A 23,423-nucleotide genomic window follows, 5' to 3' on the forward strand; every position below is an offset into this window, starting at 1 on the left:
CTGTTGGCAGACGAAACCAGCAAAGAGGAGCAGCTGAAGGCGGCTGCAGAGCATATCAATAATGCGGAACTCACTGAAGGCGAACTCGACGAATCCATGGCCCCCGAACATTATGAGGCCTCCGATCTTAGGGTGTTGGAAGGCTTGGAGGCCGTGCGTATCCGTCCGGGTATGTACATCGGTTCCACTGGCCCGCGCGGCCTGCACCACTTGGTCTACGAGATCGTCGACAACTCAGTGGATGAGGCATTGGCCGGATATGCCAGCCACATCGAAGTCACCATTCTGCCGGACAACGGCATTCGCGTCGTAGACGACGGCCGAGGAATTCCGGTCGATGAAGTGCCTGGCGAAGGCGTCTCCGGTGTGGAAACCGTGATGACCAAGCTGCACGCCGGCGGTAAGTTCGGCGGCGGCGGTTACGCCGTTTCCGGTGGTTTGCATGGCGTGGGCATTTCCGTGGTGAATGCACTGTCCACTCGCGTGGATATCGAAGTGCGCCGTCAGGGCTTCCACTGGACCCAGACCTACATCGATCAGCATCCGACTGCCCGCCTGAAGCAGGGTGAGCCGATGGCTGAAGGCGAGTCCACTGGTACTTCCGTGACCTTCTGGGCTGACCCGAAGATCTTCGAAACTACGGTGTACGACTTCGAGACGCTGCGTTCCCGCTTCCAGCAGATGGCCTTCCTGAACAAGGGTCTGAAGATCAGTCTGACTGATCTGCGCGAAACCGACCAGGCCGGTGACGAAGTGGCAGGCGACGATGCGCCTGAAGCTGGCGAAACCCACCAGACCGTGACCTACCAGTACTTGAACGGTATCAAGGACTACGTGGACTATCTGGTCAAGTCCCGCAAAGCCAACCCGGTGGAAGAGGAAGTCATCAGCTTTGAAGCTGAGGATTTGAAGCTCGGCATTTCCGCCGAACTGGCCATGCAGTGGACCACCGCATATTCCGAAGCCGTGCACACCTTCGCCAACACCATCTCCACTACCGAAGGTGGTACCCACGAGGAAGGCTTCCGCGCGGCACTGACCAGCTTGGTCAACCGTTACGCGCGTGAGAAGGGCATCTTGAAGGACAAGGACGAGAACCTGTCTGGCGATGATGTGCGCGAAGGCCTGACCGCCGTAATTTCCGTGAAGCTCACCAACCCGCAGTTCGAAGGTCAGACCAAGACCAAGCTCGGCAACTCCGAAGCCAAGACCTTTGTGCAGCGTGTGATGACCGACAAGCTTGGCGACTGGTTCGATTCGCATCCGGCTGAGGCCAAGAACATCATTCAGAAGGCCATTGAAGCCTCCCGCGCCCGTCTGGCTGCCAAGAAGGCTCGTGAGAACACTCGCCGCAAGTCCATCTTTGAATCGGCCGGCATGCCGGACAAGCTCAAGGACTGCCAGTCTTCCAACCCGGAAGAGTGCGAGCTGTTCATCGTGGAGGGTGATTCCGCAGGTGGCTCTGCCATTCAGGGCCGCAACCCGATCACCCAGGCCATCCTGCCGCTTCGAGGCAAGATTCTGAATACCGAGCGCGCCAGCCTGGATCGCATGATGAAGTCCGACACCATCGAATCGCTGATCACCGCAGTGGGCGGCGGCTATGGTGAAGACTTCGATATCTCCAAGGTTCGCTACCACAAGGTCATCATCATGGCCGATGCTGATGTGGACGGTGCTCACATCGCTACCCTGAACCTGACCCTGTTCTTCCGCTATATGCGCCCGATGATTACCGCTGGCTATGTGTATGTGGCTATGCCGCCGCTGTACCGCCTCAAGTGGACCAAGGGTCCGCACGACTTCGTGTACACCGATGCCGAGCGCGACCGTGTGCTTGCCGAAGGCAAGGCTGCCGGCCGCCAGCTGCCTAAGGGCGAAGGCATCCAGCGTTACAAGGGTCTGGGCGAGATGAGCTATCAGGAGCTGTGGGAAACCACCATGGATCCGGAGCATCGCATTTTGAAGCAGGTGCACATCGAAGATGCCGCAGCTGCCGACGAGACGTTCTCCATGCTGATGGGCGACGAAGTGGAACCCCGCCGACTCTTCATCCAACGCAACGCCAAGAACGTCCGCTGGATCGACGCGTGATTAAACGGGCTTAGATAGGCCCCCTCTGGCGAGGGGGCTGTCGGCGAAGCCGACTGGGGGAGAGCAGCAAGGCCGAAGGCCGTCAGCAGACACTGAATCAGCCTTCGGCTGATGCTGATTCCTAGCGGCTGCGCCGCGGTCTCTCCCTCCGTCATCGCTTCGCGATGCCACCTCCCTCGTCAGAGGGAGGCAAAGGCCAGAACAGACTTCACAACAAAAGGAAACGTAAGTGGCAGACGAAAATAACAATGTGCCGGCGGACGGCGACGAGCAGTTCGTGCCGGACGGCTCGATGGAGCCATTAAGCCCGCAAGAGGCAGACAGCACCGACTACGGTCTGATGACCGGCGAACGTATCCAGCGTAAGGATTTGCAGCAGGAGATGCGCGAATCCTACCTGGCTTACGCACTCTCCGTCATCGTGGAGCGTGCTCTGCCGGATGTGCGCGATGGTATGAAGCCAGTGCACCGTCGTGTGGTATACGCCATGTACGATGGCGGCTACCGTCCGGACCGCGGCTACAACAAGTGCTCCCGCGTGGTGGGCGATGTCATGGGTAAATACCACCCGCATGGCGATGCCGCCATCTATGACACCCTCGTGCGCATGGCCCAGTCCTGGTCAATGCGCTACCTTCTGGTGGACGGTCAGGGTAACTTCGGCTCCCCCGGTGATGATCCGGCAGCAGCTATGCGTTACACCGAATGCCGTATGGCGCCGCTGGCCATGGAAATGGTGCGCGATATCGACAAGGACACTGTCGATTTCGTACCGAACTACGATGGCAAAACCCAGGAGCCGACCGTACTGCCGGCCCGTTTCCCGAACCTGCTGGTTAACGGTTCCGCTGGTATTGCCGTTGGTATGGCCACCAATATTCCGCCGCACAACATGCGCGAAGTGGCCGAAGGCGTGCATTGGGCGCTCGAACACCCGGATGCCAGCCGTGAGGAACTGCTGGAGAATCTGATTCGCATCATCAAGGGACCGGACTTCCCTACTGGCGCTACGATTCTGGGTCACAAGGGCATCGAGCAGGCCTACCGTACCGGCCGTGGCCTCATCACCATGCGTGCCGTGGTGAACACTGAGGAAATCAATGGTCGTATGTGCCTGGTGGTCACCGAGCTGCCGTACCAGGTCAACCCTGACCGTCTGGTTGTGTCCATTCGTGAAGCTGTGCGCGACGGCAAGATTCAGGGCATCGCCGACATGCGAGATGAAACCTCCGGCCGTACCGGTCAGCGCCTTGTTTTGGTGCTGAAGCGTGACGCTGTGCCGAAGGTGGTGCTGAACAACCTGTACAAGCATTCCCAGCTGCAGCAGACCTTTGGCGCCAACATGCTGGCATTGGTCGATGGTGTGCCGCGCACGCTGTCTCTGGATGCCTTCATCCGCCATTGGGTAGGCCACCAGCTCGATGTGATCGCTCGCCGTACCGCGTACTTGAAGCGCGAAGCCGAAGAGCGTGACCATATTCTGCAGGGCTATCTGAAAGCCCTCGATATGCTCGACGAGGTCATCGCCTTGATTCGAGCCTCCGAAGATACTGATTCCGCTCGCACTGGTTTGATGCAGTTGCTCGACATCGATCAGGTGCAGGCCGACGCTATTCTGGCCATGCAGCTGCGCACGCTGACCCGCATGAACCGCGACAAGATTGTCAACGAACATGAGGAACTGCAGCGCAAGATCGCCGATTACATCGACATTCTTGCCAAGCCTGAACGGCAGCGCAAGATCATCGGCGACGAGCTCGATGAAATCGTGGCCAAGTACGGTGACGAACGCCGCACCAAGATTCTGCCGTTCTCCGGCGAAATGAATGTCGAGGACCTGATCGCTGAAGAGAACGTGGTGGTCACCGTGACCCACTCCGGTTTCATCAAGCGCACCAAGGCCGACGAATACCGTGCACAGCACCGCGGCGGCAAGGGCATCAAGGGCACCAAGCTGCGCGAGGATGACGTGGTCGATCACTTCTTCCTGACCTCCACGCACAACTGGCTGCTGTTCTTCACCAACAAGGGCCGCGTGTACCGAATCAAGGCATACGAGCTGCCGGAAGGTTCGCGTGATTCCAAGGGCCAGCATGTGGCCAACTTGCTGCAGTTCGCGCCGGATGAGCAGATTCAGGCCGTGCTCTCCATCCCGAACTATGAGGTGGCCAAGTATCTGGTACTCGCCACCCGCTCTGGCAAGGTCAAGAAGACCCCGCTGGCTGAATACGACTCCCCGCGTCAGGGTGGTTTGATCGCAGTGCGTCTGATGGCTGATGAGAATGGCGAGAACGCTGACGAACTGATTGGTGCCGCACTGTGCAACGCTGAGGATGACATTATCCTGGTCTCCAAACTTGGCATGAGCCTGAAGTTCCAGGCTGATGATGATCAGCTGCGCCCGATGGGCCGCCAGACCGCTGGCGTGCAGGGTATGAAGTTCCGCGAAGGCGATAACCTGCTGGCAATGGATGTGGTGCCGAATGATTCCGATAAGGATTTGTTCGTTGTCACCAACGAAGGCTTCGCTAAGCGCACCGCCATTTCGGAATACCGACTCCAGGGCCGTAACGGCCTCGGTGTGAAGGCTGTACAGCTGGTGGAAGGCCGCGGTTCCCTCGTGGGCGCACTGGTGGTTTCCGAAGATGATCAGGTCATGGCCATCATGAAGTCCGGCAAGGTGATTCGCTCCAATGTGGACGAAGTCAACCGCACTGGACGCACCACGCAGGGCGTGACCTTCGCTAAGCCTGATAAGGGCGACGAAATCCTTTCCATCGCTCGCAACGAGGAAAAGGACGAACCAGAAGAGGAATCCGGCGAAGCTACGGAAACCACTCAATCCGGTGAGAATGTGAACAACACGGACGCAGCCTGAGCCGCGTCCGGAAAAGCTGGTAGCCTCACTAACAGCAGAGGCTACCAATAGCCTGTTTAAGGAGAAACGATGAGCGAGAATCTCGAAGGCAACGAGCCGGTTATTCAGCCCGCAGCCACTACCCCAGCGAACGAACCCGTCGAGCCGCTGATCGGCTCTCATCAGAGCGCTCCGCGCGTGGCCCGTTCCATTTCCAGCGATCCGGAGGAATCCGCTTTGCCGAACGGCAGCACGCCGACCACTACGCGTCCGAACGTGCGCCGTACGCCGCGTGCCCGCCGCATGAGCCTGTCCCTGACCCGCGTGGACGCATGGTCTGTGGCCAAGGTGTCGTTCATGCTCTCCATCGCAGGCGCCATCATTCAGATTGTGGCTGCCGCCATCGTATGGCTGCTGCTGGATGCCGTTGGTGTGTTCAACCAGCTCACCCAGATCGTGTCCGCCACCGGTTTGAACGCTGACTTCGATTTGAAGAACGTGCTGTCCCTGACCACCGTGGTCTCCGGCATGACCATCTTCTCCATCGTGGAAGTGGTGCTCTTCACCCTGCTGACCACCATCATCGCGCTGATCTACAACGTGGTCAGCTCCTTGGTCGGCGGCGTGCACCTGACACTTGGCGACGACTGAGCTACGTTTGTAACGTGATGAAAAAGCGGCCTCCGGGCCGCTTTTTTCGTATCGGAATCGGCCTTTGGCCGATGCTATTTTTCCGCAAGCTTACCGCTTGCTCAGCTTCTCTCCCTCAGTCAGCTTCGCTGACAGCTCCCTCGTCAGAGGGAGCCCCTGGCTCCCCTTGTCAGGGGAGCTGTCAGCCGTAGGCTGACTGAGGGGTAGTAGAAGAGCAGGCTTATAGCCTGCGGAAGAATCTATCGGCCGAAGGCCGATTCCTAGGCGGATTCGCGTTGCTCGATGTGGAAGTCGGCGATGATGCGCTGGCGGTCGCGGTCTGTTTCGTCGTCGATGCGTTCGATCAGCATGTCGACGGCTTTTTGCGCCACCATGGGAATATCCACGGCCACAGTGGTGAGCGAGGGAACCATCGTGGCACCCATTTCAATGCCGTCAAAGCCCATGACAGCAATATCCTCGGGGACTCGTAAACCAATATCCTTCAGACCGCGAATCACTCCGAATGCGGTGGTATCAGTCATGCAGAACAGTGCATCACAGGAACGCACCAAGTCAGCCTGCTCGTTGATAGTCCGACGCGCATCCGTATCATTCCAAGGCGTGGCAATAATCGGCACGGAATACCAATCAACACCCAACTTCTCAAAAGCGTTCCGGCAGCCCATCATACGGCGGTGGCGAGTGTCATTGGAGTCATAGGTCTCATGCTCATCAGCACTTTCGCCAAGACCTCCCACAATGCCAATGCGGCGCTTGCCAGTGCTCCAAAGATATTCAATGGCCGCTTGTGCGCCGGCTTCGCTGGGCGTCAGAATCGTATCGAGATCCTGCTGCGGGCGATCATCATCCAACAGCACCGTCGGTCGGTGATTGGAAAGCTGCTCGATTTCCGCCGCAGACAGTCGACTCGAACTAAAAATCAAACCATCGCAGAACTGATTGGAAACGCGCTCGATAATCGAGCGTTCGTTATCCGCATTGATGCGAGTCTCCTGCACTACAGTCTGATAACCGCGCTTTTCAGCCGCTTGGGAAATCAATGAAGCAAGCTGCGATGGGTATGGGCGGTCAAGCTCGAAAATAGCCAGGCCGATAGTGCTGAAATTCCGCCCATGACGGCTGGTGGAAACGCGCAGGCTTCGTGCGGACAGGCTGGTGGTATTCAGCCGGTAATGGAGCTTATCGGCCGCCTCGCGTACGCGTTGTGCTGTTTCCGGAGTGACGTTGGTATTGCCGCGCAATACGTTGGATACCGTCATTGCGGAGACTCCGGCCTCGCGCCCGACATCTTTCATGGTGACCATAAGAAACCCCTTTGCTGCTCACCAATATACAAAATAGGGTGGTTTTATCGTTAATCACTTGTTGCTTCGGAATACGTGCAAGCATGTTTACTACCCCTCAGTCAGCTACGCTGACAGCTCCCCTGACAAGGGGAGCCAGAGAGAGGGGGGAATCACGCGGGAAGCTGGAAGACGGTGAATGAGTAGGGGGCAGCTTGCCAAGCAGACAAGTCAGAGGCTGAAACGTTCACCGTCTGCGGCTGTACAGGAGCTGGTTCAAACGGTGCGCCGGCATTCCAATCGGCGGTAAGAGTTGTGGCTGTGCCGCGCTTGTCGCCTTGCAGTACCGGTTGATCGAAGTTCATGTCAATCGTCTGCGGCTGATCGGTGGCATTCACCACGCGCACAATCAGCTGATTAGTTCGCTCATCTCGCCCAGCATGCACCACAAAACGCGTCTGCACACTGTTATCGCGATACTCATGAATCAACTGCCCATTCAGCAGCACGCGCACCTGCTGGCCTTGATCAGCAACCTCGAACGTCACGTGATAATCCAGATTCGATTCAACGCTGCCCTCAACTGCAGGCACTGCCTCATCCTGAAGCCCATTGCCCACGCGCTTCAGGATGTAATACTTATTGCCCCAGTCGCCGAATGCCCAGCGGAAGTAATCGGAACCGGTCACGGCACCGAAATCAATCTTCAAACCATCCTCACCATCCGTACGGCGAACAGTGAAATCAATTCGGTAGTCATTGGCAGACACATGCAGTCCGGTATCGAGCGCAGTACCAGCGCCGGTCAGTGTGAGAGAAGGCGCGGTTGTGACCTGTTCAGAACCATCAGCGCCGGGCACAGTAACCCGAATATCGCTGAATGCGAACGTGCCTTGATTCACGCTGGAGAACCGCAAACCAGCCCAATCGCGCGGCTCTGGCGTAAACTGCGGCGCTCCATTCACCTCAGCGCCAAGCACATGAGTCATGGAAGTGCTGGCGAACATCTGCTGCACCCAATAGTTCAGGGTGGGCATTACCTGCTCGTTATCGAAGTAGATGAGATCAGGCGTCCACTGCGTGTGCGCAAGACGGCCGAATAGTGGTGCGTAGGAGGCCATGCGAACGGTGTCTCCATTGCGTTCCATTGACGTCATGATTGCTGCTTCAGCCAGCGCACTGATCTGCATATTGGACCATGAACCGTATTCGCCCAAGTAGGTGGCCGGTCCGTTTGGGTCGCGGCCATCGTAATGGTCGAGATGCGAGAACCACCATTGCGGCGACTTGTACGCATGCTCATCAACCATATCGAGATGCTGTTCGTGAGCGAATGCCCAGCCGTTGTCGTAATCCTCGCCATTGGGCACTGGGCCGACGGTACCAATCACCGTAACTTCCGGATACTGGCGTTTGACGGCATCATGAATCATCGTGAAGCGCTCACGGAAGGCCTCATTGGTTTTATCCTCATTGCCAAGGCCAAGATAGCTGAGATCAAACGGTTCCGGATGACCGGCAGCGGCACGCTTCGCACCCCACTCGGAATCCACAGGACCATTCGCATATTCGATGAGATCCAGAGTTTCCTGCACCAGTTCGTCCATGTCTTCGATGGGTACGGTGGTCACTCCCCCGGCAGTGTTCTGGCAGGAGACGCCGACCGGCAGCACAGGCAGCGGCTTGGCGCCAATCGCCTCACACAGCAGGAAATATTCATGGAAGCCGATGGTGAACGACTGATGATAGCCCCAATAACTGTATTGATGCTGGCGATGCTCCACGGGCCCGATAGTCCGCTTCCAACGGTACATGTTGTCCACTTCCACGCCATGGGTGATGCAGCCGCCTGGGAAGCGCATAAAGCGCGGATGCAGCGTGCGCAAGGCATCAACGAGGTTCTCGCGGAAGATACAGGGGTTGCCTTGATCATCGCATGGTTTGAGAGAGATCCAGTCGATACGGAAGATGGCGTCCGTGGACGTTGCAGTTGGATTGATTCCGTTGTGCTGCGCGATAGTCAGTCGCAGTGCACCCTGAGCGGTATTGCCGGAGCAATCAAGCATGAATCGCACATGATTCCAACCGTGGGAGTCGGCAACAGTGCTGTCGGCAGCACTGTCGGTAGCACAGATGCAGTCGCAGTCATCGCCATTGTGCGCAGGAATCACAGTTTCAGCAGTGCCTAGCACAGCGCAGGAGGCCTCATCAATCAGCTCGGCGGTGAACTGCACATCGGCACTGTCCGCGCGAACCCAAGCCGAGCATTGATACTGTGTGCCGGCACGCAAATTCATGCCGTCGAAGCCGCGGTTGATGAGCGTATCAGTGCCCCCGGTAAGCCGAATGGCCAGATGATGAGGATTCTCATCGGCAACCGGCTCATCGGTGCGTACGGAGACATCGCGGAAGCCATTGCCGGTGTGTCCGATAGTCCAGCTGAACAGGTGACTCCAGCGGGGATTGTCGGTGCGGTTGTATTCGAAGGCGCCGTTTTGCACGAGTTCGGCATTGAGCCCGCCGTCCACTGCATAGTTGATGTCTTCCAAGAAGATGCCCCATAAATCTTGGCTAATCAGTTTGCCTTGCTGTTTGTTATGCACCATCACATTGACTGGCTGCTTTGCCGTGATATCCGCCATGGATGCTCCTTGGTAACAATTTGGTAACTGTCGATTATGCCGTTCGACAATCAATATTATCGATAATATCATGCTATGTATCGATAAAGTTATCGATATATAAAAAATCGATACCGATACAGTGAGTGCAGAAGCTTGCTGTGCACACAGTCAAGGAGACGCCATGAAGAAGTACCCGAACATCACCGTGAAGTACCAGAACATCGGTTCCGCAGATAAGCAGTACATCTCCCTGAACAATGCCATTTCCGCCAACTCCGGTATGCCGGACGTTGCCATGCCTGAGTACCACGCGCTGCCGCAGTTCGTCTCCACTGGCAAGCTCGCCGACGCGGTGGTGTTGCCGCCTGTCGGCGGGGTCTCTCCCTCCGTCAGCCTTCGGCTGACACCTCCCTCGTCAGAGGGAGGCTTAGCAAGTACGTTCGGCCTCGGACCTCACCTTTCGGACACTTCCCTCGTCGGAGGGAGGCTGCGTATAGGCCCCCTCTGACGAGGGGGCTCCCGGCGAAGCCGGGTGGGGGAGAGACCTAAAACACAGCTGGCGGAGCTCCGCAAAGTCCAACTCACTCGTTTTTGCCATAGTTTGTGACCGGTTACGCGTTGTGTGTACACTAAGAAATTGTTTGAAGAAGAGCACCGCACTCTTGCGAGCCTCTACTGCAAACAATGGAAGTGCCGCCAATTTACTGGCGGAAAGAAATCGCTATGGTACATAGCGATTGCCGGTCATTGAAGACTGCGCAATGGTCGGCTCTGGGAAGACGAGGAGGTCTCCTCTATGGCTGCAAGCAATGTGCAGAAATTATTTGGAGGAGTAGTCGCTGCGGCGACACTATGTGCCGGAATATTAGTCGTTCCGGTGGCTCAAGCAGAGGAAAGCACCAATCCCGAACCGGCTACAGGAACCACATATTACGTGGATTGCTCTGCGGCAGAGAACGGCAGCGGTACTGCACAAGACAGTCCGCTGAACTCATTTACCGCGGCAAACAGCGTACAGCTGCAGCCCGGCGATCAGCTGCTGTTCAAGCGCGGCACAACCTGCACCGGCGAAAACCAAACCGTTGATGGCAACACCATCAAAGCTGCTTTGCGCATCGTCAATGTGAAAGGTACTGCCGAAGCACCAATCATCATCGGTGATTACGGCGATGCCGATGCCGCAGCACCAAAGCTTGCCGGCGATGGCGTGGCCGACGTAGTACTGCTGCGCAACAGCGAATACATCACCGTGCAGAATCTGGACATTACTAACACTGATCCCGAGGCTGACCATTACAAGTACATGCGCCGCGGCATCACAGCGGAGAACGACAATGCTGGCGAATTAAGCGGCATCATCATTCGCAACAATTCCATCCACGATATCTACGGCGAAAAGCAAAAGGACTTGGGCGGCTCGGCAGCAATCCAGCTGGAGAATTACGGCCGCTCCATTCCAGTCGATGGTGCAACCCAGACCAAGGGCAGCGTGAAATCCGATACCTCCCGCAGCACCCGCTCCTGGTTCAATGACGTGCAGATTGTGGGCAACACCATCACCGATGTGAACCGATCCGGCATTAACATGTCTTCCGACTTCCGTTGCCGCGAAGATGTGGCATGGGAATGCGGCGTATCCGGCTCTCTGCGCGACCAATATCCGTGGACGCCGAACACCAACCTGTACATCGCCGAAAACACGTTGAAGAATATCGGCGGCGACGGCATCGTGGTGCAGATGTCCGATGGTGCAGTGGTCGAAAAGAACTATCTGGAGAATGCGGCCAGCGTTTCCGGTCAGGGCTCGAACGCCGGCATCTGGAACTGGAATTCAGACAACACTCTGTTCCAGTACAACGAGGTGACCAACACCCAAAAGACCAGCGGCAACAATGATGGCACCGCATGGGACTTCGATTACGGCACCCGCAACACCGTGTTCCAGTACAACTACAGCCACGATAACGCTGGCGGTGCTACGCTCGTATGCGCCTGCACCGACTGGTACAAGTGGCAGAACAACAACGCTGAGCTTATCGGCACGGCATTGGGCGGCACTTTCCGCTACAACCTGTCCGTCAACGATGGTGTGGCCAGTGAGCCTTGCGATGGTTCGGAGAACACCTACCGCACGGTGACGCTCGACGGCATCACCGATATGAATTACTACAACAACACAACCATCCTGCCCAAGGGAACGAATGTCACGTTCTCCAACAATGCGCAGAACGCTGGCGTCACCTACAACAACAATGTGATTATTGCTCAGGATGGTACTTCCATGGCCGATCAGAACAATAATCTCAACTCCGATGGCTTCCAGATCAACTACGGCAACAACCTGTACGTTGGTGGCGATAAGGATATGTGGGCCAAGGTTGGCGAGAACGGCAATAAGTACGTCGACCTCACTGAGTACCTGAGCGCGACCGGCATCGATCTCGACGCTGTTGCCAAGGGTGATTTGAGCACGCTGTATTCTGCCAAGGCCACTGATTATGCGGCAGGTAAGGGTCGTGCGATGGCGACAGATAACTTCCCGTTTGCCATCAGCAACACGTATCTGACCGGCGATAATGCGCTGAAAACCCGCGACTTCCCGCACGGTTTCAACCACGCTAAGCAGACGTATGGCACTCAGCATGTGGTGTCTGGCTGGACTGCTCCGGCTGTGGGCGCTTTCCAGGGTGCTGATACCACGGCAACCGGTGACGTGGCCGATTTGGCTGCAGGCAAGACTGTGACCATTGATGCGCCCGGCAATGCCACACTGAAGATTAAGGCCACTACGACAGGAGACGCGGTACTGGAAGCCAGCTTGGCCAACGACCGCGACTATGTGCAGAAGACCGCAGGCGAGGGTGAGCAGGTGCTGCACGTGCGCACATCGTCTGACGTGTCCAAGCTGACCCTGACCAACGCGGGTAAGTCCGGCGCGATCACCGGCATCAGCGTGGCAACCGTCTACGACCAGCTGTGGGATGGCTCATTCGAGAACATCAACCTCGGCACCAACAGCGAACCGTGGAATGGTATTTCGCCATGGACTCCAGCCAACCGCGATCATTCCAAGAACCGCGACACCTACAAGGATTCCAGGTTCAAGCGCTACCGCTCCGACCTCAACCAGAAGGACGCGGTTGTTTCCGGTGAGCGTGCCGCCAAGCTTGGCAAGAGCGACGGCGTCTCCTTCACGCAGATCGACCAGCGCAACATTCCAGCTGAGCCCGGCAAGACCTATGAGCTCGGCTTCTGGATTACCACCGGTGCCAGCAACGACGAGACACCTTCCACCGTGAGCACCACCGTGCGTTACCGCAAGGAAGGCTCTGGTGCAGGCGGCAACTTCAGCCAATACGCCACCGCGCTGCTGAACAAGACCGTAGAGGCCGAAACCGCTACGGGCGGCGAAAAGGTGTACGTGTCCGGTACGTTTACTGTACCGTGGGATGCCGCTGCAGACAGCGCGCTGTGGGTCAACATTCAGCAGCCTGACTTGGCTGATTCGTCCGCCGCTTACGTGGACAATGTGACCTTGACCGAGGTGGCCACTCCGGCTACGGATATTGAATCCATTACTGTGACCCAGCAGCCAACCAAGGTTGATTACCAGGTTGGCGAATCGTTGGATACTACTGGTTTGGAAGTCACCGCTACCCTTTCGGACGGCACCACGCGCGTGCTCGATGCATCCGAATACACGCTGCTTGGTTTCGATTCGGCTAAGGCTGGCGTGGTTCCGGTCACGGTCAAACTCAATGCCGATGGCAGCAAGGTGGCCCGATTCCGCGTGCGCGTGCAGAACGTGACCAACTTGGCGAACAAGTTCTGCTCGTCTGCAGCCGCTTCCGATGTGCAGACCAGGTGGGGCACATCGAAGGCCTCATACACGTGCGACAACGATCTGTCGACCAACTGGTCGAACTGGAAGGATTCGTCTGAGGATGCTCCCGCCAACCCATCATGGCTCAACTGGACCTTCGATAAGAAGTACCAGTTGAGCACGCTGGAGTTCTACCTTGACCAGACCAAGGCTGAGGCTGCGCCTGCTCAGTTCAAGGTGCAGTACCTTGACGACGATGGTAATTGGGCGGATACCGACATTATCGGCAAGCCCAACGCCGATGACAAGGCCACGCCAACCACTGTGAACCTGAGCAGCCTGCCCGCCACCAAGGCCATCAGCCTGATCATCACCCCTGCCAACTACGGCAGCGACCAGCCATATTCCAAGGTGGCTGAGGTGAAGATCTTCCAGGCTGCTGACCCGCTGCCGACGATGGATTCGCTGAAGATCGAAGCCAATCCGAGCCAGACCAAGTACACGGAGGGCGACATGTTCTCCGCTTCCGGTCTCAAGGTGCAGGGCGTGTGGTCGGACGGCAGCGCTGAAGAGCTGCTGAGCGGCGAATACACACTGGCTGCTACCAATGCTTCCGGTGAGGCTGTGGACCTTGATCAGCCACTTCCTGCCGGCGATCTGACCATCACGGTCACTTCCACGGACAATGCGGAAGCCAAGGCCACGTTCACAGTATCGGTTGCTCAAAAGCAGCCAGAACCGGAGCCTGAAGTGACGATCACCAGCATTGCCGTGGCGAAGAACCCATCCAAGACCACGTATACGGTTGGCGATCTGTTCTCCGCTGATGGCTTGAAGGTGAACGCCGCATTGTCGAACGGCACCGTGCGCGAACTTGGCTCTGACGAGTACAAGATCTTCGCCTTCGATGCTGTGGATAATCCAATCGATCTGACCAAACCGTTCTCGGCAACTGGCGAGCTGACGGTAATGGTTCGGTTGAAGTCCGATACCACCAAGACCGCCACGTTCGCGATTACGGTCAAGGCCAAGGGCGGCAGCAATTCTACCGATCAGAACAAGACCGATAACCAGAAGGGCGATAAGCTGACCGACTCCGGTTCTTCAGTGACTGTTATCGCCGGTGTAGTGGTTGTGCTGGTCATTGTGGGAGGCATCCTACTGCTTAACCGCAAGCGTCACTGATTGCAGCAGTTGGTTGATTAATTAAATAATTATTTATCACAAATATTATGATGATATGCTGATATTATTAAAAACAGGACTTCGTATCTCGGAACTGTGCGGACTGACAGTAGCCGACATTGATTTCAAGAATGAAGTTGTGATTATCGACCACCAGTTATTAAAGAGCAAGGAACAAGGCTATTACATTGAAACGCCTAAAACAAAAAGCGGAATAAGGCAAGTGCCATTAAGCAAAGAAACGATACAGGCATTTCAACGGGTTATGAAGAAACGCCCAAAGGCAGAACCATTTGTGATAGACGGACGGGGCAATTTCCTATTTGTCAATCATAAGGGCAAGCCAAAAGTTGCGATTGATTACAACGCCTTATTTGTCCGTATGGTAAAGAAATACAACAAGCACCACAAAGACAATCCCTTGCCACATATCACACCGCATACGCTACGCCATACGTTCTGCACAAGGCTGGCAAGCAAGAACATGAACCCAAAAGATTTACAGTATATCATGGGGCATTCAAACATTAGTATCACAATGAATTGGTACGCTCATGCGTCCATAGATACCGCAAAATCAGAGGTTCAGCGTCTAATTGCATAGAAGTATTTACCACGATTTTAACCACGTTTGATAGAGAAAATATAAGAAGATAGACCTAGATATGTGAGGTTTACCACAAAAGCAAAATGCCCGTAGAGCCGATAAAATAAGGCTTTGCGGACATTTAAGAAGATATAAAAAGATAGTCAAAAAGACATATATAATTGTGATACACATTGTCCGTCTTGATGAATGAGAGTAAGGCTTGTTCCTGTTCCTCTGTCAATGCGACTTTCTCTTTGGTATCATTTTCTATGACTTCACTTAACTTGAAATCAAAGGGATTTTTCCTTACACAATCGTCTTGTATGGCGATATAGAATGACGCTTTTAACGAGCGTTTATGGTTGTTAATGGTATTGTAGGAAAAGCCTTTGTCTTTCATGCGTAACGCCCATTCTTTAGCGTCAGAGGGTTTGATTGTATCAATGCTCCTAGCACCCAGCTTGTCCTCTTTCAATAACCGCATGAGTTGTTCCCGTTGTTTTTGTGTGCTTTTCTTCACATTTGCCCTCTGTGCGTTCTGTTTGGCATAGAGTTGGCAAAGCGTCATTTTCTTGCCTGTGCTGTCGATACCGTCCTCAATATCCCGTCTTATCTGCTGTTCCAGTTCTCGAAGTGAGGGTTTTTCCCGTTTTCCCTTTGGTGTCGGGTCTGTGGGTGTCAATCTCCAAGCATACACATATTTTGTGTTTCCAAATGCGTCCACATATTTATATAAGTATTTTCCGTCTGTTCGTTGGCTCTCTCCAGTATGCAGGATACGTCCTTTGTTATCCCGTCTTTTTTCTTTCATGGTGTCTGCTCCTTTCCTTGTTGGAAAGAGCCTTGATATGACTTGTGTTCATCATAACACATACAAGGCTCATTTGCACTAGATAGCGTCCAATTTGTCAATGACCTGTTCAAACTGTCGGCGTTTAATCTGTATGCGGTTGCCATTCATAATGAGCCAGCCAGCGTCCTTGTTTTCCTCTGCCAATCGTCTTAACTTGTTTTCTCCGATACGGAAATACTTTGACACTTCTTCAATGGTAAGGGTGTATTTTTCCCATACGGGAATATCGTTGTTATTCATCAGATACCCCCTTTCCCATGTTTCGTGTCATACTGGATATAGGGGATAAGGTCGGTGCGGTTTATCCTCTGTAAATGGGCGGTTAATTTACTGGAAAGGGAATTGCTGTATCTTGCCTTATCAAGCATAGTTCCTACTTTTTCCAGTCCACCTAATGCGTCATGTTCTTCTAAGAAATAAAAACTTTTGACAGCGGAAATCACGCCACCCTCTGTGAGCCATTGCTGTGTTTCCTCAAGGGAATTTTGCTGTTTTGGTACTTGCAGTTTCAAGACTTCCACAGCCCCTAAAAAGCGTTCCCAAAATCGACACGTTTTCCACCTGCTTTTATTACTTTCGTTTCTGTTTGGCACGACAAAGCGTAGGTTGTTTGCCAGTAGCCCGAAAGCCAGTTCCCCAAGTTCCAGCGGTCTGTCCTTAAATGTCATGGCAAAAACATGAGCCTTATCATCACGCAGTTGCATTTCTGTTCGTTTCCAACTGCCGACTTCCTCAAGCGTCTTATTATGTTTTGAACAGACTTCCTTATCCTTATCATAAAAGCGGTAGGATAATCCAGATTTTCCAGCACCGATATAAACAGTCTTTGCGGTGTCGAAATCGTCAAACTTGCTTTCATCAAAGTGGTAGCCCTCACTATTGGAGATAAATTCCTCTTTTTCGCATTTCTTCTTTATCTGCTCTATGGTAAAGAATGGCTTTTCGTTCCTATCATCAATGGCAATATCAAGTCTTGTGAAATGGAAGTTATCCAGTCCGTATCTTCGCTCGCAACGTCGGAACATATCCCCAAAGGTATAATTCCTACTGTCGAGAATACGGAAAATATCATCACAACCTCTGCCAGTCATAACAAGATAACAGCCTAACCCTTGTGGGTTGTCCTCTGTTTTTCTTGCGTCCCCCGATACATAAATATCTCCAATCTGCCAGCGTGCTTGATAGGTCTTGAATTTAACGCTTGCCGAATAGACATTGAAAATGTCAGTCGGTAAATCTAAAATGTGCATGATAACATCTTCTGCGGTTGCAGTATCAAATACAATGCTGATGTAATCAATCTTAACGGATAAATTTTTGTGTGTAGTTATAGTGCATTACTCCTTTCGTATGCCCCGTTTTTTTGCGGGGTAAAAATAGCGTTTTGTCCTTTATTTATCACAGTTTCTAGGTACTATGACATGTATGCGCAGGGCGGTGTTATATACGCCCTTTACGAACGCCTAAAGGCGTTCCCTTTCCAAAAGGAACTGTCTGTCCGAACACGTCTGGGGGACGTGCCCCGTCCAGCCAGCCCCTTTTGGAAACCACTATTTTCGGTCTGACAGTCCATGCTTATTCATGCTATCAAAGTGAAAATATATCTTCTCTATGCTTACTCAAGCGTGTGATTGACCCTAGCGTGCTTAATCACTCCATCTAATACGATAATAACGCCATTAGAATTACTTGTCAAGAAGTTTTTGTTGACTTTTGGATATATATTAAGTATGATATGCTTATAAATACCAAGAGAAGCAACGAAAGGAGCGGTTATACTAAGTTATGGAGCATTATGAAAAGAAAATCAGTTTCTTAGGAGAAAACATACAGACCATAAGAAAACACAGAGGAATGAAACAACAGGAACTTGCGGACAAAATCGGTATCAATATGCAGAGCCTTTCCAAGATTGAACGTGGTGTGAATTATCCTACCTTTGATACATTAGAGAAGATAATGGACGTGCTGGGTGTAACGCCCAATGAATTATTGTCGGGAGAATGGAAGTATATCGACCATACCGAGCCATATATTATGGATATTATCAAACGGGAACAGGACTTCAATGTTTCCTTAGATTATCTGTCTGAAAATGAATTCTTTGATAATGAAAACGAATACAAATTCTACATGGAAACCATATTGATTAGATACATCAGCAATTATCTTTCTAATGAGGTTGTAGAAATTGAAGAACTTATGGAAATCAAACAGTTGATACAGCGTCAAAAAATAGAACGTATGATGAAAGTACACAAGGAAATGCGAGGGTTAGACCGATACAGAGAACAACCAAAAGAATACAAATATCACAACCCTTATGATGATTGGATATTCCGTCAACTTGCAGATATTGACAACAGAAAAAACATTCCTAATACTTCTCCACAAGTAGACTTTAATGAGGGAGATTATGAAGATTATCTAAAGGCGAAATGGAACAGAGGTTTTTAATTTCCTCTTGCATGGAAGATACAGCAAACAAAAAGCCCAATAAAGAGTGCAAAGCACCACCAATGGTGGCAAGGCTCTTGACAGGGCTTTTTCTTTTCTGTGATTGGTAATCAAGAGGAAGAAAGGAAAAGTGTGCATTTTCAATGCAGAAAATATTTAAAGGGTATGCTGATTTTTATTGTGGTGGATATATGGAACTGTTATAATATGAGTATGAAGAAAGCGACAAATTGGAAGTTGTAGAGGTATAAAGAATTATGAAAAGTTTAATTATATATGGTAGTCAATATGGAACAGCAAAAGCATACGCTACAAAACTTTCAGAGATAACAGAAATTCCTTGCATAAGTTATGAAAACATAAAGGATATAAAGGATTACGAGCAGATAATTTATTTTGGGGGGTTGTATGCAGGTGGTGTAAAAGGATTAAAAAACACATTTAGACTATTGAAAAATAGCAATATCAAAACGATTCTGGTTACTGTAGGGCTTGCAGATGTAAATAATAAAGAAAATACTAATAACATTAAAGCCTCCCTTGAAAAACAACTTGAAAAAGATATTTATAAAAACTCTTTAATCTTTCACTTAAGAGGTGGTATAGACTACAGTAAATTGAATTTCAAGCACAAGACTATGATGAAAATGTTATATCATTCTCTTAAAAACAAGCCAATTGAAAGCCTTACGCAAGAAGATAAGGCACTGATAGAAACCTATAACACAAAAGTAGATTTTGTTGATTACGATTCGCTAAAACAAATTGTAGAGGTGATTCAATAAATCTCAGTTTGAAAAGGGGAAATGAAAAAGTGGCAATTTCAAATATAAATACAATTATTAGTAATGATTTTCAAAAAGTTTGGAACATTGTTTTAGCTGTTGATAAATATAACTCATGGCGAAGTGATTTGAGCAAAACAGAAATAATAAATGACAAACAATTTATTGAATACACAAAAAATGGATATGCTACTACATTTACCGTCACCGTTGTAGAACCATATAAACGCTGGGAATTTGATATGGAGAATAGCAACATGAAAGGTCATTGGATTGGTGTTTTTATAGACAAAGGGAATGAAACACAAATAGACTTTACAGAAAATGTGATACCTAAAAAGTGGTTTATGAAACCTTTTGTAAAAACCTATTTAAAAAAACAACAAAAGCAATTTGTTCTGGACTTAAAGAAAGCATTGGAATAATAAAATTCAAGATTGGAGGGTTGGAAATGGCTTCAAGTAAAGATTATTTACAATTTGTTTTAGAACAATTATCAGAATTACAAGAAATAACATATCGTGCAATGATGGGAGAATTTATTATCTATTATCGTGGAAAAATCATTGGCGGTATATATGATGATAGGTTACTGGTAAAACCAACAAAGTCTGCAATTTCTTATATGCCAACAGTTACTTATGAAATTCCATACGAAAATGCCAAAGAAATGTTATTGGTGGAAGAAATTGATAATAAAGATTTTCTGACGGGGTTATTTAATGTGATGTATGATGAACTACCAACGCAAAAACCTAAAAAGAAAAAATAAACAGTTTTTAACTTGACAATTTCATATCCATACACACAAAGCAGTTAGTCTTAGGATTGACTGCTTTTTTCTTACCAAAATTATAGATTGGAGTGATGAAATGATATACTCTTAGAACTTTTTAACAAGATTATTGAAGCATAAAATTTTGTTGTAGCACTTATATGTGAATGGTATAATCGGGGTATGAAAAAAGATAAAATAGATTAGGAGTCAAGTTATGGATTATATCATAAGGGAAATTAAAAAAGCAGAATATGATTTACTCAATGACTTTTTGTATGAAGCAATTTATATTCCAGACGGTGTTGAGCCACCACCTAAATCAATAATTAACTGTCCAGAATTACAAGAATATGTTTTTGAATTTGGAAAGCGAAAAGATGATAGGGCTTTAGTTGCGGAAGTTCAAGGAAATGTCATAGGTGCTATTTGGGTACGAATAATGAACGATTACGGACACATTGACAATGATACACCGTCCCTTGCTATGTCTGTTTTTCAAAAGTATAGAGGACAAGGGATTGGGACTTCATTATTGCAACAATTATTGTTAGTGGAAAAATCTTTTGGTTATTCAAAAATTTCCTTATCTGTTCAGAAAAATAATTATGCAGTAAAAATGTATAAGAAAGCAGGTTTTCTTGTTGTTGATGAAAACAGCGAAGAATATATTATGACTATAAATCTATAACAGACAATCTAGTTTACAATTTCATATCCCTACATACAAAGCAGTTAGTCTTATGATTGACTGCTTTTTAAAAAGACACCATTTAGGTGTAATGATGTCTTTTGGGTGTTATTTTATAGTCATATCAAGGCTCATTCAATCGTGGTAAATTAGTGGTAAAATGAATGGTTTTCTATACTCCAAAATGCTTGAAAGTATAGTGGTTATGCGAATAATCCAAAATTAGATATAAAAATTATATAGAATTAATCAACCAATCGATCAATCAACCAAAGAAGGCCCAAAGTCGGGATATGTTCCCGACTATGGGCCTTTTGCGTGATAACGTCCGAATTTTTGCGCAAATTGGTTGAGGGCTTGGAATAGGGCATGGCCTGTGTCCTGTGTACGATTTTCAGTCGCCAAACATAGGAAAACCGCGATTGGAAAGCAGGACGCAAGCCATGTCACAGCAGATTCTACAGGTCGACCAGGCCATGTTGGAGACCACCCTGGACCGGATGGTCCGCAAAAGCGTCGAGGAGACGTTGAACGCGATGCTCGACGCGGAGGCCGACGAGATCACCGGCGCCGCACGCTATGAGCGCAGCGGGGGCCGCAAGGCCTATCGGGCCGGCCACTACGAGCGTGACCTGACCGTCAAGGCCGGCAGGATGAGTCTCAAGGTGCCGAAACTCAAGGGCGCGGTGTTCGAGTCGGCGGTGATCGAACGCTATCGGCGGCGCGAGGAGAGCGTCGAGGAGGCTTTGATCGACATGTACCTGGCCGGCGTGAGCACGCGTCAGGTCGATGACGTCAGCCAGTTGCTGTGGGGCGACCGCATGCCCTCGCAGACCCTGAGCGACAAGCTCAAGAAGGTGTACGCCGACATCGACGAATGGCGCAACCGGCCCTTGGGGCAGGAGTACGCGTACCTGTTCATGGACGGCGTGTGGCACAAGCGCTGCTGGGGAGGCTCGGTGGAGAACGTGAGCATCCTGGTCGCCATCGGCGTCGGCATGGACGGCCACAGGGAGGTGCTCGCCGTGGCGGAGGGCATGAAGGAGGACGCGGAAAGCTGGCGCTCGTTCATCAAGGGCATGCTCTCACGAGGGTTGAAGGGCGTGAGATTGGTGACGGGAGACCGGTGCGCCGGCCTCGTGGCCGCTGTGGGTGAATTGCTGCCCGGCGCCCGCTACCAGCGGTGCATGGTCCACTTCGAACGCAACATCCTCGCCAAGGTCAACCCCAGGAACAGGGATTGGGCCGCGGACGCCCTGAAGGCCGTGTTCTCCATGGAGACCAGGGTCAAGGCGCTGGAGAAGGCGGAATCCGTCGCCGGGGACATGGAGGCGCGGAAACTGAAGGAGGCCGCCAAATGCCTGCGCGAGGGTATCGGCGAGACCACGACCTACCTTCTGGACGACTATCCCCGCGAGCACCGCCGCCGCATCCGCACCAACAACATGATCGAACGCCTCAACCGCGAGATCCGTCGACGCACAAGAGTGGTCGGCAGCTTCCCAGACGGACGCAGCGCATTGATGCTTGTCTGCGCGCGCATCCGCTACGTGACCTCCAACGAATGGTCGACACGACGCTACCTCGACATGTCAAGGCTCGGTGAGAGCGTACAGGCAGCGAACTGATCATCGCCACAGGGACGGGTGAAGATCAAAGTGCGCAAGAATCCGGGCACTACCTTTTGCGTTGTTTTATGTCTGATTGCTGTTTGTATGTTTACGCAGACTGCCGGGTAATAATCTCCGTGGGCAGCAGTTTCACGGTATTGCGCTCCACTGTCTCGCCATTGAGCATGCTGAGCAGCAATTGCGACATCACGCGGCCATGCAGTCGAGAATCCTGGCGAACTGTGGTGAGTTTCGGATCAATCATTGTGGCGATCGGAGAATCATCGAAACCGGTGACCGCGATATCCTCAGGCACGCGGCAACCGAAGCGATGCAGTTGATTAATCACACCGACTGCAATGTCATCATTGGCGCACACAATGCCATCGAGACTATCGAGCTTTGACTGGAATTCCACAGCGGCCATCTCGCCGCTGGTAATCTCCCAGTCATCTGCGTAATACACGAGACTGTCATCGAAACGCTCGCCCATGGCTTCTTTGAAGCCGTTCATTCGATTATTGGCGGACGGCGAATAGCCAGGGCCGCACACATAAGCCAGTCTGGTACGCCCTTGGTTCAGTAGATAGCGGGTGATGTCTCGTTGGCCGGCTGCGTTCGTGAAATCAACGGCCGGATAGGCGACGACGGTACTGCGATCGCTGGCTTCAGACAAGACAACCGGTCGGTTAGCAGTGCGGAAAATGTTAATCAGTGAATCATCCTCACTCAACGAGAAGAGCAGATAGCCGTCCGCGAAATCGCTTTGCACCAATTGGGCGATGCGTTGGGTGGAGGCCGCGGAATTGGCGATAAGAGTCACCATCTGATAGCCGGCGTCGCCCAACGTCTGATTCGCGTCAGCCATAGCTTCGGAAACACTGGACTGCATCAGCGTGGAGATGGATTCGATCTGCACAATGAACGCGACCATGGATGTGCGCTGCTGGGCCAAAGAGCGGGCCGCATTATTCGGCGTGTACCGGGATTCTTTGATGGCTTTGGCGATGCGCTGTGCGGCGTCTTCGGAAACGTGCTGGTTGCCATTGAGGTATCTGGATACCGTGCCATAGGATACGCCGGCTAGGCGGGCCACGTCTCTAATGGTTACTTTCTTGTTCGCCTCAGTCATACAAGACATGG

At 51.6% G+C, this 23,423-nt stretch carries 16 protein-coding genes and 2 pseudogenes; 12 read left to right on the forward strand and 6 right to left on the reverse strand.

What is annotated here, in order from left to right; translation table 11 throughout:
- Nucleotides 1-3 precede the first annotated feature (3 nt).
- The 3 genes from gyrB (at nucleotide 4) to AC1AY0_RS08540 (ending at nucleotide 5,602) form a co-directional block, all read left to right on the forward strand.
- Entirely contained in the window at nucleotides 4-2,094 is a 2,091-nt protein-coding gene (gyrB, locus tag AC1AY0_RS08530) for a DNA topoisomerase (ATP-hydrolyzing) subunit B (protein WP_476524794.1), read from the forward strand.
- 229 nt (nucleotides 2,095-2,323) lie between these two features.
- On the forward strand, nucleotides 2,324-4,972 hold the full coding sequence (gyrA, locus tag AC1AY0_RS08535; protein ID WP_476524793.1) for a DNA gyrase subunit A: 2,649 nt from the start codon (nucleotides 2,324-2,326) through the stop codon (nucleotides 4,970-4,972).
- Nucleotides 4,973-5,041: 69 nt separating this feature from the next.
- Entirely contained in the window at nucleotides 5,042-5,602 is a 561-nt protein-coding gene (locus AC1AY0_RS08540) for a DUF3566 domain-containing protein (protein WP_476524792.1), read from the forward strand.
- Between the two features lie 260 nt (nucleotides 5,603-5,862).
- Here the strand turns inward: AC1AY0_RS08540 and AC1AY0_RS08545 are convergent, their stop codons facing one another.
- Both AC1AY0_RS08545 and AC1AY0_RS08550 read right to left on the reverse strand, forming a co-directional pair.
- Complete coding sequence (locus AC1AY0_RS08545) at nucleotides 5,863-6,909, reverse strand: LacI family DNA-binding transcriptional regulator (RefSeq protein WP_476524791.1); 1,047 nt, start codon at nucleotides 6,907-6,909, stop codon at nucleotides 5,863-5,865.
- 152 nt (nucleotides 6,910-7,061) lie between these two features.
- On the reverse strand, nucleotides 7,062-9,530 hold the full coding sequence (locus AC1AY0_RS08550) for an alpha-L-arabinofuranosidase C-terminal domain-containing protein (RefSeq protein ID WP_476524790.1): 2,469 nt from the start codon (nucleotides 9,528-9,530) through the stop codon (nucleotides 7,062-7,064).
- Between the two features lie 163 nt (nucleotides 9,531-9,693).
- On the opposite strand from AC1AY0_RS08550, the gene AC1AY0_RS08555 reads away from it, so the two are divergent.
- From AC1AY0_RS08555 to AC1AY0_RS08565, 3 genes and pseudogenes are all read left to right on the forward strand, one after another.
- Complete coding sequence (locus AC1AY0_RS08555) at nucleotides 9,694-10,020, forward strand: hypothetical protein (RefSeq protein ID WP_476524789.1); 327 nt, start codon at nucleotides 9,694-9,696, stop codon at nucleotides 10,018-10,020.
- 288 nt (nucleotides 10,021-10,308) lie between these two features.
- Entirely contained in the window at nucleotides 10,309-14,520 is a 4,212-nt protein-coding gene (locus AC1AY0_RS08560) for a bacterial Ig-like domain-containing protein (protein WP_476526216.1), read from the forward strand.
- Between the two features lie 31 nt (nucleotides 14,521-14,551).
- Nucleotides 14,552-15,124: pseudogene (locus AC1AY0_RS08565) on the forward strand (site-specific integrase); the annotation flags it as partial.
- A 160-nt stretch (nucleotides 15,125-15,284) separates the two neighbouring features.
- Here the strand turns inward: AC1AY0_RS08565 and AC1AY0_RS08570 are convergent.
- The 3 genes and pseudogenes from AC1AY0_RS08570 to AC1AY0_RS08580 all read right to left on the reverse strand — a co-directional run.
- Nucleotides 15,285-15,920: pseudogene (locus tag AC1AY0_RS08570) on the reverse strand (integrase DNA-binding domain-containing protein); the annotation flags it as partial.
- 78 nt (nucleotides 15,921-15,998) lie between these two features.
- Nucleotides 15,999-16,202, reverse strand: coding sequence for an excisionase (locus AC1AY0_RS08575; RefSeq protein WP_476526217.1), 204 nt, complete (start codon nucleotides 16,200-16,202; stop codon nucleotides 15,999-16,001).
- Nucleotides 16,202-17,293 (reverse strand): replication initiation factor domain-containing protein, encoded by a 1,092-nt coding sequence (locus AC1AY0_RS08580; protein WP_165472440.1) that lies wholly within the window; start codon nucleotides 17,291-17,293, stop codon nucleotides 16,202-16,204. The genes AC1AY0_RS08575 and AC1AY0_RS08580 overlap by 1 nt, the downstream gene beginning before the upstream one ends.
- Nucleotides 17,294-17,747: 454 nt before the next feature.
- Here AC1AY0_RS08580 and AC1AY0_RS08585 point away from each other — a divergent pair, with 454 nt between their 5' ends.
- The 6 genes from AC1AY0_RS08585 (at nucleotide 17,748) to AC1AY0_RS08610 (ending at nucleotide 22,298) form a co-directional block, all read left to right on the forward strand.
- Nucleotides 17,748-18,419 (forward strand): helix-turn-helix domain-containing protein, encoded by a 672-nt coding sequence (locus AC1AY0_RS08585; RefSeq protein WP_021422697.1) that lies wholly within the window; start codon nucleotides 17,748-17,750, stop codon nucleotides 18,417-18,419.
- 257 nt (nucleotides 18,420-18,676) lie between these two features.
- The gene (locus AC1AY0_RS08590) at nucleotides 18,677-19,204 is read left to right on the forward strand and encodes a flavodoxin domain-containing protein (protein WP_118301873.1); all 528 of its coding nucleotides are present in this window, start codon (nucleotides 18,677-18,679) and stop codon (nucleotides 19,202-19,204) included.
- A 29-nt stretch (nucleotides 19,205-19,233) separates the two neighbouring features.
- Nucleotides 19,234-19,629 carry an SRPBCC family protein gene (locus AC1AY0_RS08595; RefSeq protein ID WP_011068146.1) on the forward strand — a complete coding sequence of 132 codons (396 nt, stop codon included), beginning with the start codon at nucleotides 19,234-19,236 and terminating at the stop codon, nucleotides 19,627-19,629.
- 26 nt (nucleotides 19,630-19,655) lie between these two features.
- On the forward strand, nucleotides 19,656-19,976 hold the full coding sequence (locus AC1AY0_RS08600; protein WP_105309540.1) for a TfoX/Sxy family protein: 321 nt from the start codon (nucleotides 19,656-19,658) through the stop codon (nucleotides 19,974-19,976).
- A 220-nt stretch (nucleotides 19,977-20,196) separates the two neighbouring features.
- The gene (locus tag AC1AY0_RS08605) at nucleotides 20,197-20,670 is read left to right on the forward strand and encodes a GNAT family N-acetyltransferase (RefSeq protein ID WP_021422709.1); all 474 of its coding nucleotides are present in this window, start codon (nucleotides 20,197-20,199) and stop codon (nucleotides 20,668-20,670) included.
- A gap of 443 nt (nucleotides 20,671-21,113) precedes the next feature.
- Nucleotides 21,114-22,298: an IS256 family transposase gene (locus AC1AY0_RS08610; protein ID WP_476526221.1), complete on the forward strand. Its 1,185-nt coding sequence runs from the start codon at nucleotides 21,114-21,116 to the stop codon at nucleotides 22,296-22,298.
- Nucleotides 22,299-22,389: 91 nt separating this feature from the next.
- Here the strand turns inward: AC1AY0_RS08610 and AC1AY0_RS08615 are convergent, their stop codons facing one another.
- The gene (locus AC1AY0_RS08615; protein WP_476523093.1) at nucleotides 22,390-23,412 is read right to left on the reverse strand and encodes a LacI family DNA-binding transcriptional regulator; all 1,023 of its coding nucleotides are present in this window, start codon (nucleotides 23,410-23,412) and stop codon (nucleotides 22,390-22,392) included.
- Between the last annotated feature and the right edge of the window lie 11 nt (nucleotides 23,413-23,423).

This window comes from Bifidobacterium sp. LH_416 (genome assembly GCF_056357055.1).